General features: G+C 63.6%; 8 protein-coding genes. 4 read left to right on the top strand and 4 right to left on the bottom strand.

Translation table 11 applies throughout. The annotated features are described in order from the left end of the window. Positions 1-14: 14 nt before the first annotated feature. The 3 genes from FIU86_RS13055 to FIU86_RS13065 all read right to left on the bottom strand — a co-directional run bounded on the left by FIU86_RS13055 (position 15) and on the right by FIU86_RS13065 (position 5,819). Positions 15-2,063: a type I secretion system permease/ATPase gene (locus FIU86_RS13055; RefSeq protein WP_152475480.1), complete on the bottom strand. Its 2,049-nt coding sequence runs from the start codon at positions 2,061-2,063 to the stop codon at positions 15-17. 32 nt (positions 2,064-2,095) lie between these two features. Continuing rightward, a complete protein-coding gene (locus FIU86_RS13060) occupies positions 2,096-4,042 on the bottom strand; it encodes a hypothetical protein (protein WP_152475481.1) in 1,947 nt (648 codons plus the stop codon). Between the two features lie 109 nt (positions 4,043-4,151). After that, positions 4,152-5,819: a hypothetical protein gene (locus tag FIU86_RS13065; RefSeq protein WP_152475482.1), complete on the bottom strand. Its 1,668-nt coding sequence runs from the start codon at positions 5,817-5,819 to the stop codon at positions 4,152-4,154. Between the two features lie 674 nt (positions 5,820-6,493). Here FIU86_RS13065 and FIU86_RS22815 point away from each other — a divergent pair. Beyond that, complete coding sequence (locus tag FIU86_RS22815; protein ID WP_254703835.1) at positions 6,494-7,249, top strand: response regulator transcription factor; 756 nt, start codon at positions 6,494-6,496, stop codon at positions 7,247-7,249. After that, complete coding sequence (locus FIU86_RS13075; RefSeq protein WP_172977501.1) at positions 7,230-7,751, top strand: hypothetical protein; 522 nt, start codon at positions 7,230-7,232, stop codon at positions 7,749-7,751. The genes FIU86_RS22815 and FIU86_RS13075 overlap by 20 nt, the downstream gene beginning before the upstream one ends. Here FIU86_RS13075 and FIU86_RS13080 read toward each other — a convergent pair. Continuing rightward, positions 7,739-9,004 carry an aminotransferase class V-fold PLP-dependent enzyme gene (locus FIU86_RS13080; protein WP_152475483.1) on the bottom strand — a complete coding sequence of 422 codons (1,266 nt, stop codon included), beginning with the start codon at positions 9,002-9,004 and terminating at the stop codon, positions 7,739-7,741. The genes FIU86_RS13075 and FIU86_RS13080 overlap by 13 nt on opposite strands. Positions 9,005-9,221: 217 nt before the next feature. On the opposite strand from FIU86_RS13080, the gene FIU86_RS23035 reads away from it, so the two are divergent. Both FIU86_RS23035 and FIU86_RS13090 read left to right on the top strand, forming a co-directional pair. Then, positions 9,222-10,658, top strand: coding sequence for a calcium-binding protein (locus FIU86_RS23035; RefSeq protein WP_302848748.1), 1,437 nt, complete (start codon positions 9,222-9,224; stop codon positions 10,656-10,658). A gap of 170 nt (positions 10,659-10,828) precedes the next feature. Beyond that, complete coding sequence (locus FIU86_RS13090; RefSeq protein WP_152475485.1) at positions 10,829-12,067, top strand: MFS transporter; 1,239 nt, start codon at positions 10,829-10,831, stop codon at positions 12,065-12,067. The last annotated feature ends 8 nt before the right edge of the window (positions 12,068-12,075 follow it).

Below are 12,075 nucleotides of genomic sequence, written 5' to 3' on the forward strand. Positions count from 1 at the left end.
CGTTCAAACTAGGGTCAGGCCGGTGCAGCCGCGGCTGGCGGCGCCGCCGGGCCGGTCCCGGGGTTCGGCGCGGGTTGCGGGTTGCCCGACAGCGCCTGCATCACGTGTTCGCGCGGGCCGATCATCGAAACCGCGCCACCCGCCAGCACCATGATCTTGTCCACATGCGCCAGCAGCGACGGTTTCTGCGTGACCACGACCACGGTGATCCCCTGCGCCTTGGCATGCTGCAGCGCCCGTGCCAGCGCCTGGTCGCCCGCCACGTCCAGGTTCGAGTTCGGCTCGTCCAGCACCAGCAGCCGCGGATTGCCGAAGAACGCCCGCGCCAGCGCGATCCGCTGTTTCTGCCCACCCGACAACGGCGCGCCATCGGCGGCCACCACCGTCTCGTACCCATGCGGCAGGTTGGCGATCATCTGGTGCACGTCCGCCAGTTGTGCCGCGTGATAGATCTGGTCGTCAGTGGCATCGTCCCGCATCCGCGCGATATTGTCCTTGATGGTGCCCGGAAACAGCTGCACGTCCTGCGGCAGATAGCCGATGCTCTCGCCGAATTGCCGCTGGTCCCAGTTGCGCAGGTCCATCAGGTCCAGCCGAACACAGCCCGAGGTCGGCAGCAGCGCCCCCACCAGCATCTTGCCCAGCGTGGTCTTGCCCGCGCCCGAATTGCCGATCACAGCCAGCGAAGATCCCGGCGCCAGGCTGAAGCTGATACCGTTCAACACCACGTTCTTGGTGCCTTGGGGCACGTAAAGCAGGCGCTCCACGTCCAACCGCCCTTCGGGCCGCGGCAGCACCAGCCGGTCATGGTTCAGCGGCGACGCTTTCAGCAGGTCCGAAATCCGGCCAAACGCCGCGCGCGACAGGATGAATTGGTTCCACCCCTCGATCGCGCCTTCGATCGGGGCCAGCGCCCGGCCCGCGATGATCGATGCGGCGATCACCATGCCGCCGGTCAGCTGCCCGTCGATGGCCAGATACGCGCCCCAGCCCAGCATCGCCACCTGCGTCAACAGCCGCACCCCGCGCGAGAACGCGGCCGAGGTGATGTTGCGGTCCTGCGCCCGCACCTGCGCGGTCAGTGATGCCGCCGTGTCGCGCCCCCAGATCGACACCGCCTCGGGGATCATCGCCAATGCGTTGATGATCTGGCTGTTCCGCGACATGGAGTCGAGATGCATGTTGGCCGCGCTCTGGTGCCGGTTGGCCACCGTGAACGGCCCCGACGTGGCCCGCTGATTGATCATCGCGATGACCAGCAACAGCAGCGCCGTGCCCACCACGATCAGCCCGAGGTGAAAATGTATGAGAAAGATCGCCAGCACGAAGAGCGGTGCGAACGGTGCATCGAGAAACGCCATCAGCGTGCCCGACACCAGAAAGCCGCGCAGTTGCTGCAGGTCGCCCAGCGTCTGGTACTCGCGCCCGTTGCTGGCCAGCGCCGCCCGGGCCGCCGCACTCAGGATCGAAGAGCCCAGCCGCGCGGCCAGTTCGACCGCCGTGCGCATCAGCACGAAGCGCCGCATCGCGTCGAAGAAAGCTTGCAGAACGACCGCGCCGATAATGACGCCGGTCAGCATGATCAGCGTGTCCACCGACCGGCTGGTCAGGACGCGGTCCGAAATCTGGAAGAGGTAGACCGGGATCGCCAGGATCAGAATGTTCGTGGCGAAGCTGAACACCAATACAACCGAGAGGTTCCGGCGCACGGCCGCAAGCCCCTGTTTCAGGTCGCGGCCGAAATCGACCGGACCGGACCGCTTGTGAAAGCCTTCCCCGCCCCCGCCGCCGTTGGCGCCGCCGCCCGCACCGCCACTGGGGAGAGGCGTTTTGGGGACGTTGCGCACGGACGAAACGTCGTTCGCCCTTTCGGCATCGATCACGGGTGCGGGCGATGCGTCAACGGTTTCGGGGGCGGGATCGGGCCCGCCGGTGGCGGGCGTCCCCTCATCGGGCACGCGCAGGTCGGGCGACAAGTTCAGAGCTTTTGTCTCCTCGGTGCGATCTTCTTCGTGAGTGGTGGCAGGATCGCCCTGCGCGGCCCGTGAATTATGACTGTCCATGTTTCAATATCTCGTTTGTAAAATGTTCCCGCTCATGCCAGCAGACCTCCCATCGGATCTCCGCCCATATCGTCTCCGCTGACATAGCCGCTGTATCCCGTGTCTCCGTCCTTGGGCTGCTGCTCCACGTCATCCATCAAAAAGGCGACCGCCTCGGTCACCAGCCCGCCCTCTTGCGTCAGCAGCGGGTTGTCCTCCTGCACGATCAGCCCGGCCTGGTGCATCAGCGCGTCGGAATAGACCTCGCCGCCGACCTGGATCTCCGAGTCGATGCCGAATTCCGAGATCGCCGCGATGTTGATCAGCGCGTTCGCCCCGGTGATCGCCGCAGCCGCGTCGCCCTGCGCATCCACGTCCAGCTGGTCGACATCCGACAGGATGTTGAACTGATCCACGACCTGAAGGCTGATCAAGTCGCCTGAGACGTAAAGCACGCTCAACACGTCGTCCTGCCCCTCGAATGCCTCGTGGGTCAGAAGGCTGCCCGGCACCGCGTCCGATCCCGCCTCGAGGCTGTCGCCCAGCGCAGCGAACCCGTCCGACATCTCGTGATAGCTGTCGGCACCGACCGAATTGATGCTGGCCTCGTTCCACAGCACGTTGCCGCTGCTGGTCACGTCCCAGGCATCGTCTTCGGGATAGGTGATGAAATCGTCGTCCAGCAGCACGTTCATCTGGTTGATGATGCTGACATTGATGATGTCGCCGCCCACCACGATCAGGTCATAGATATAGCTCAGTTCCAGCAGGCTGGTGGCATTCACCGCCAGGTTCCCGCCGCTTTGGATAAAGGTCTCCGAGGCGGTCAGCTCGGTGCTCACCACGTCATCATCTTGCATGACGTTCTGCTGGTGCAGGTAGTTGAAATTGACCACGTCGCCGTCAATCCGCACCACTGAAGCAATGGACGGAAAGGACGGCGCTTCATCCTCCTGCGCATCGTCCTCTTCGCCGCCGTCGTCCCCCGAATCCTCATCGCTCTCCGGTTCCGAGCTGATCGTCAGGAGTGACGCGACATTGTCGACGATGTTGTCCGCACCGCCTGCGCCCCACAGCATTCCGTTCACGGTATCGAGGTCGCTGATCACGCTGACCTGGCTGATACTGGCCAGTGACAGGCTGTCGCCCATCACGGCGATGAGCGGCGCCTCGGCCAGCGAGAAGGACACATATGCCTCGTTGACCAACGTATTGCCGCCCGCGATCACGTCATGAGCCGGCCCTTCGTCGTCATCCTCCTCGGGCAGAACCGGCAATACCTCGGTCAGATCCGGCGCCGCGTCGCTCTTTTCGCCGTTCACATGAATACCCGCAGCATCCGCGCCGGCATGCACCACCACCTGCGCCTCTTCGGGGGCTTCGGGGGCAAAGCCGGTGACAGCTGCGTGAACCTCATATGCCGTCACCGCGATATCCGCCCCGGTATCCGGAACCTCGGGAATGTCGGGCCCGCCGAGCACCGCGCCCTCTGCCGCAAGCCAGTTGAGCGCCTCCAGAGCCGCCTCCTGCGGCAGCACCTCCCCGGCATCCGGGCTCGTGATCCTGTCACTATCCATCAGCAAGTTGTGCTGATAGACCACCGTCGCATAAGAGGGCGGCGGCGGGGGCGGCGCCACTTGAAGCTGCGCCGAAAATCCGAAAGGCGCCACCCCCGGCACCGACTGCTGTCCGACCGGGTCACCGCCTATCGGGAACGGCATGCCGGTGCCGACGCCGGTCTGAATGAAAACCGAAACCGGTGTGAAGGCTTCTGGCAGCGGCAGCAACTGAATGCGATACGAAATGCCGGTATCGACTGCTTCGGGCTGCATCGGCGCCGACAGGTTGATCGTGATCGTGTTAAGGCCGTTTCCAGGACCATAGTCCGGTCCGACGTTGTCGAACGGATCGTGATCCGTGCGCAGCCGGGCCTCTTCGATAATCTGGTTGAACGCCCCTATGAAATGGGCAATTGCTTCGGTTGTAAAATCAAAGGCCATTTGTTCTTCCTACTCGTCAGAGATCGAAGACCAGACCTACTTTTCTGGTTTTAAATGTAACCTGCGCGATGCGCACCGCGCAGGTCGTTTTCAATGTTCGGCCGGGGCCTTAGACGGTGTCGTCTTCGCCCACCAGCGTCGAGGTCAGCGAACCGCCGACCACGGTCATGTCGACCGTGTTGCCCAGGATGTTTGCACCCTGAACGATGCTCTGGTTGAACGCCGAGGTATCGACAACCGCCGACGCCTGCGCCTCGCTCATGCCGGTGACGAAGCCATCATCGCCGTTGTTCGAGCCCCAGTGGCCGCCGTGGCCGGCCATGCCGCCATCGCCGTTCATGGCTCGGCCTGCCGCCGCTCCGGCGCCGCCAGTCGACTCGGCATATCCGCCCATGGCCTGTCCGCCATAGCCGTCACCGCCGCCACCTGCGCGCGCCGCAGCCATGCCGCCGTCTCCGCCAGCAGCCAGGCCAAGGCCGATGCCCTGACCCATGCCAGCACCAAGACCCAGGCCAGCACCGCCGATGGCATCTCCGGTGTCGCCGCTGTCTCCGCCGTCACCGCCGTCACCGGCACCGCCTTGGGCGCCATTGCCACCGATGCCACCGTCACCCGCTTCCGCGGCCGCGGCTGCTGCGGCTGCGTCGGCTGCGGCAGCAGCGTCGGCTGCGAAGCCACCAAGACCGCCGCCGCCAGCTGCGGCCGCATCTGCGGCTGCAGCACCTGCGGCCGCAGCGGCACCGTCGCCGCCATCGCCGCCTTCGGCACCATCACCGCCTTCGGCACCATCACCACCGTCACCGGCACCACCGGCCCCGGTCGTACTGGAATTCTCGCCTTCGCTACCGACACCCAGACCAACGCCCAGGCCGCCAAGGCCGGTGCCAGAGCCGCTGCCGTCACCGCCGTCACCGCCAAGGCTCGCGGAAAGCCCGCCATGGCCACCATGACCGCCGCCAGCGACCGCAAGGCCGCCAAGCGAAGCGGAATCACCGCCCCATCCGCCGGCCGAAAGCGCACCAGAACCGCCACTGCCACCGGTCGGCTGGGTTTCTATGCCTTCATCGGACGTGGCCGTCCCGCCGGTTGCGCTGCCATTCTGCTGCCAGTTGGCGTTGTTCTGGACCTGCGCGTTGTCGACCCTGTCATTGTCCGTCAGCGTCGCGGACTGAGCAATGATGGTTCCGGCGTCGTTGCCCTCACCGTTCAGCGCATCTTCCAGCACATCTTTCAGGCTGATGTCGTTGCCCTGGCCAGGGCTGTTGGTCAGCGTCCCACCATGCGCGGCCATCATGATGTCGCCGGTCGAGCTGCCACCTGCCAGGTCGAAATCGGCGAAATCATCGTCTGACGGCAGGCCGTCCAGCCCGACATCAACCGTGACGTCAACATCTGTCCGGCTGGTATTGGTCGCCGTATTCGTCGCCGTGTTGGTGGCGCTGTTGGTCGCGTCGTTATGGTTGTAATTGCCGTTGGCGTTCAAATTGCCGTTGGCGTTGCCGTTCGCGTTGCCATTGGCGTTGCCATTGCCATTGTGATTCCCGTTGGCATTGCCGTTGCCGTTCAGGTTGCCATTGCCATTGGCATTGCCGTTGCCATTGCCGTTCAGGTTGCCATTGCCATTACCACTGAGGTTCACATTCTCATTGTGGCTTGACTGGTGCTGATCCTGGCCCTGGCCTTGGCCTTGGGCTTGACCCTGCAGTTGGCCTTGACCTTGGCCCTGAAGCTGACCCTGGCCCTGAAGACCGAAAAGATATTGGTTTTTCTTACTCATTGGATTTTCTCCGAGTGGAGCATCCGATGGTCACCGCTCTCTAACAAGTGACATGCAGCCGGATGCGATTGATCTGTTCTGAATGTGAAATTTTGGGCTTCCGCGACGAAATCTCGATCTTGGACGTCCCGCTTGATGCAAAATGAAATGTCCTGGTTCTCACCCTGTCCTTTCTTCAGGGGGCAGTCTCCAGTCGCGAACAATGGCGCTCGGTGCAGATGCGGTGCCACACTTGCGGGCATCCCGTCCGGCCCTGTCCGTCAGCTTTAAATGAGCCCCCCGATCCTGACTGCACGGTGTCGTGCCAAGTGAAGATGAGGGGGAATCGGACGTCAAAAATACCCGTTAATCTTGATTAACCCAGATAGACGCACGACAATATTTATTTTTTTCAGATACTTAAGGTGAAGCCGATTCGTCCAATCCGGCTATTTCGACGACATCCCGCTCGCCATTCAGATTAGTCCTTCACCCTCCGGAGCTAGCCGAACGGTCTATACCTTCAGCCAAAAATAAACCGAATGATCTATACCAGAGCGCACTTTTGCATAAAAATTTGTCCCTTCAGGGTAATGGTGGTATCCTCACCCTCGTTTCTAAATTGTATTACTTTCAAGTTTTATAAGAAGTCGAAAATAGCATTACGCAAGCTGACAACGCTGGGGAGCACTGTCATGCAGCATTTTTCTGAGCCACGCGATGTGCGTGCGAAAGAGTTATTGAACTTGGAACGCAAGACACATTCGGTCATAGCCCTGGTTTCAACGAACCAGAGTTTCTCTGATCGGCTATGCCGGGTTACCGAGGCCGAGATAGACAGAACGGCCATCAAGCGTTTTGATTCCGTCGATCAACTGGTCGATACCTTGCCTTCGTGGCGCGAGCGTCTCCGTCTTGTCGTGCTCGATCAATGCGCGGTCAGGAAACTGGATACCAACCTCGCGGCCTGGGTCTGCAGCCAAGCCAGCTTGAAAATGGCCTGTGCCTACAACGACCCGGACATAAGCCGGCCGCTGGTCACCAGTTCGCTCTACCCGAGCATCGTTTCAAGCTTCTTTCCCATGCACATCAGCTTCGATTCCTGGATTTCGATGCTCAAGCTGTGCGTGTCGGGCCATTCCTACGTTACGCCGGAACTGCTGACCACGGCGACAATGTCGGTGACCGAAACGGCGCCCCAGGCCGGCGAGGCGAAAACGCCTGAACCGGCACCGCGCCAGCCCACGCACACCTCGGCCCTGGACCGCCTGACCGTCCGCGAGATCGAGGTGCTTGAACACGTCGCCCGTGGCCGTCAGAACAAGGTGATAGCAGCGCAATTGGGACTGTCGGAAAACACCGTCAAGCTGCATATCCACCACATCATTTCCAAACTGGGCGTTCACAACCGCACCGAAGCGGCGATCCTTTATGCAACCTCGAAGCTCTGATGCCGGATGCCCGCCGCGCGAAGAGGCGCTGCGCGACATGTTCCTGCGCGTCGGGCAACTCAACTTCAACTGGACCAACACCGAAAGCCTGCTGATCCACCTGATCGCCGGGCTGGCCGACACAGACAAAGACGTGGCGATGGTCATCTTCCTGACCCTCAACACCACCAGCGCCCGGCTTGACCTTGTCGACAGGCTGGCCAAGCTGGCCCATACCCCGGCCGAGCAGCGCGACGCGGTGCTGTCGCTGACCGCGCGGTTCCGCAAGGAGGCCACCCTGCGTAACAAGTACAACCACTGCATCTATTCCTTCGGCCCCGATGGCGGGCCGCTCAACACGATCATGATGCGCATCGCCGACCGAAAGGACCGCATCCTTGTCGGCAAGCAGGAGGTCGCGGACACGCAGGAGGTCGCGCGGATCGACGCCTCGATCGACCGCCTGCGGCAGCTCAATCTCGATATCTGGCAGACCGTCGCAACCTTCGGCTATCCGCTCTGACTACCATCCATCTCGTGCAGCGCCGTCAGCAACCGCGCCACCTCGGCTTCGGTGTTGTAATGGCACATCGAAATCCGGATGCAGTCGGGCAGCCCCAGCGGTTTCAGAACATTGCCACTGTAATGATCGTCCTTGCGGATGTGCGTGCGGATGCCCTGCGCGTTCAGCCGCTCGACCACCTCCGCCGACGGCACACCCGCGACCACCACCGAAACCAGCCCCTCGCGCGCCGGGTTGTCCGCGCCGCCCAAAATGCTGATGTGATCCATGTCGCGCAGCCCGGGCAGGTTGCCCGTGCCGTTGATCATCGCATCCGTCAGATGCGTCTCATAGGCGCGAATGGCCTGCCCCGCCGCCTCGATCCTGCGACGCCGGTCGGTCTCGTCCGACACCTCGCCGCCCAGCCAGTCGAAATAGTCCACTACGTCCGACACCGTGGCATAGGACCCCGCGTCGCGCGTGCCCATCTCCCACGCGTCCTCTGGCGCCCCGATCAGCCGGTCATGCGGCATCCGGCTCAGCCGGTCAGAAATCCACCCAATGCCGTAGCCGTGGCGCGAAAACACCTTGTAGGGCGAAATCGCATAGCCATCGGCGTGATAGCTGTCGATATCCATCTGCCCATGCGCCGCATGCTGGATACCGTCGACGATGATCACCGCCTCCGGCGCCACGTCCCGGATCGCGGATGAAATCGCCGCCACGTCCATGCCCATCCCCGTCACCGGCGAGGCATGCACGATGGTCGCCACCGCCACATCGGGCGTCGTCCGTTCGGCATAGGCCTCCGCCGTAACCAAGCCCAACGCGTCGTCATGCGGCACCTCGACATAATCGAGCCCCGCCACCTCGGCCCAGCGCCGCGCCGCGCTGCGCGACGCAGGATGTTCGATCGACGACCCGATCACCTTCGCGCCCTTGGGCGCGTTGACACAGGCCGTCCGGATCATCCGAAACAGCAGCTCGGTCCCGCTTTCGCCGGCAAAGAACTGCCCCGAAGAGGCGTTCATGAGCACCCCAAGATCCGCCTTCGCCTTGTCGATGACAGCCTGCGTTCCCTGCCCTGCCGGGTTCGCCCGGCCCGGGTTGTCCGGGATCGCGGCATAAAACCCGGATGTCTCCACCACTTTTTTCAGCGTAAGCGCCCCGCCCGCATTCTCAAAGAAAATCCGCTCGCCCTGAAACGGGCAGCGGTCCACATGGGCGAACCGGTCGCGAACGGCCTCGATCAGACCCGGCGTATCGTGGATCATCATGTCTCCATCGGTTGGCGCCGCGCGCGCGGCGCGTCTCGCATTGCTTAAGTGGGTTTCGCCCCAAGACGCAATAGCCTCGGCACGCCACCCGCCAGACCCTCTGCACGCGGCCGCGTCATGCCCACCGGCAGAATGGCTTTTTCGTCTCATTAAGGTTGCAATTCACGGGCACACCCCGTACGGCACTCGAAGTCTCGGTTACACGGTGCTTGCAATGGTCGACGTCACAGGTTTTCTGCGCCCCGGCTCCTCTCTCGGGGTCGATCTTCTCAGTCTCAGCGACGATAATTTCTGGTACATGGGTATCCTCGCACGCAACGCGTCGGGGCCGACCTACGTGACCGGCGACACCAGCTTCAACCAAAGCCGCGATGGCGTGATCCTGCTTTTCGATGGGGCGTTCACGGCCTCCAGTTCGTACTCTGGCGATCCGGTCTATTCGGTGTCGATCGTCGACGGGGCGAACACGCGACTTGTGCAACTGGATTTCGCTCCCGGGTTCACCGAAGACGACCTGCGGATCCTCGAAGGCCGGAGCGACCTGGAGGCCTTCACCCTCTTGCTGTCGGGCAACGACACCCTCACCCTGACCGACGGCCGTGATGCCGTGTCCGGCCATAGCGGCAACGACCTGATCCAAGGTTTCGACGGCGACGATACCCTTCACGGCGGCTACGACAACGACACGCTGCGCGGCGGCGCCGGGAACGACGACCTCGACGGCGAATACGGCAATGACAGCCTCGAAGGCGGCGCGGGCTTCGATATTCTGAGCGGCGGCTACGGCGCCGATACGCTGATCGGCGGTGCCAACGCCGACCAACTTTCGGGCGGCTTCGGCGACGACCACCTCGAGGGTGGCGACGGCTTCGACTTCCTCGACGGCGGGCTGAATGATGACACCCTGCTTGGCGGCGACGGCCCCGACCGGTTGTTCGGCGGCGACGGCAACGACCTTATCCGCGCGGGCAGCAACTATGGGGCCACCGTCGACGGAGTCGAGGGCGGCGATGGAGACGACGAAATCCATGGCGAGCTTGGCTTTGACAATTTGCTGGGCAATGCCGGCAACGACCTGATCTACGGCGGGGCCCAGGCCGATAACGTCTTCGGCGGCGATGGCGCCGACACGCTGATCGGCGGCGCGGGGTTCGACCGGCTCTTCGGCGGCGACGGCGACGACCTGCTTCAGGATTTCGACGGTTTTGGCGGCCAGTTCGGTGGCACCGGCGACGACACGCTTCAGGGCGGCGCCGACGCAACGACCTTCTATGGCCAGATCGGCAACGATGTGATCGAGGCCGGTGGCGGCGATGACCGGATCGGCGCAGGCGCCGGCTTCGATCGCGTCGATGGCGGGGCCGGCAACGACCTGATGTTCGGCGATTTCAACGCCGACACGTTCGTTTTCGCTGACGGCCACGGCACCGACACGATTGCGGATTTCGACGCGTTGAACGATTTCGAAAAGATCGACCTCGCTGGCGTCACCGGCCTGACGGGCCTGGCCGATCTCGATCTCGCCTCCGCCAGCGCAGGCGCCGCGACCCAGGCGGGCGGCGACGTCGTGATCGACACCGGCGACGGCACATCCATCCTGCTGCGCAATGTCAGCCTCGCCGATCTGGACGCGAACGACTTTCTGTTCTGACCGGCGGCGACACGGGACGGTTTAGGGGCTGGGTTCGGGTACCCTCGCATTCATGCGTTTGGCGCGTGCCCGGGCAAACCGCCCTTCCAGCAGGCAGCCGCGCCGAAAACGACGCCGTTCTGTCGAAAACGCGGCAGGACATCCGCGCCGCGCCATGCCAATCTGCACCCATGCGCATGATCATCTCCTTCGCGGCCCTTTTTCTGTCGGTCATCCTGTTGCAGCTGTCCACCGGCGGCGTGGCCCCGCTCGATGCGCTGTCGGGCATCACGCTCGACTTCTCCACGCAGGAAATCGGCTTTCTCGGCTCGGCGCATTTCTTTGGCTTTTTCATCGGCTGCTGGGTCGCACCCCGCCTGATGGGGTCTGTCGGCCATTCCCGCGCCTTCGCCGCCTTCACCGCCGCCGGGGCCATCGGCCTTTTGATGCACATGATCATCATCGACCCCATCGCCTGGGCTCTGATGCGCGTGGCCTCGGGCCTGTGCATCGCCGGGTGCTACACGGTGGTCGAGGCATGGCTGCAAGCCAAGGTCACCAATGAGACCCGCGGGCGCACCATGGGCGTCTACCGGGTGGCCGACATGGGCGCCTCTCTCGTCGCGCAAATGCTGATCTCGGTGCTGGAACCTGCGTCCTACGTCTCCTACAACCTTCTGGCCATCATCTGCTGCGCCTCGCTGCTGCCGCTGACGCTCACCACCGTGCGCCAGCCCGAAACGCCCAAGGCGCCCCGCCTGCGCCCCATGCTCGCGGTCGAATGCTCGCCCCTCGCCGCCGCCGCCGTCATCGTCGCGGCCCTCTCCAGCGCCACCTTCCGCATGGTCGGGCCGCTTTACGGCCAGCAGGTCGGCCTCGCGCTCGACCAGATCGCGTGGTTCCTTGCCGCCTTCGTGCTCGGCGGCGCACTGGCCCAGTATCCAGCAGGCTGGCTCGCCGACAAATTCGACCGCCGCCACGTCATGATCGGCCTCTCGGTCGCCGCCATCCTCTGCTGCATCGTCACCGCCATGGCCGGGACCGTCTCGCCCAACGGCGCGATGATCGCCGCGTTCTTCTTCGGCTTCACCGCCTTCCCGATCTATTCCGTCGCCGCCGCCCACGCCAACGACTTCGCCACCTCCGAGCAGAGGGTCGAACTGTCAGCGGCGCTGATGTTCTTCTTCGCCCTCGGCGCCATCGCCGCGCCCTTCGTGGCCTCCGCGCTGATCGAGCGTTTCGGCCCGCAGGCGATGTTTGTCATGATCGCCGTCGCCCACACCGTGCTTATCGTCTTCAGCCTCGTGCGGATGCTGGCCCGGCCCAGCGCGGGCACCCGCACCCGCTATGTCTGGTCGCCCCGCACGTCCTTCCTGATCGGGCGGCTCACCCGCACCGCCCGCGAGGACGACACGCGCACCGATCCCTGACGCCAACC

Source organism: Roseovarius sp. THAF9 (assembly GCF_009363715.1).
GTDB lineage: Bacteria > Pseudomonadota > Alphaproteobacteria > Rhodobacterales > Rhodobacteraceae > Roseovarius.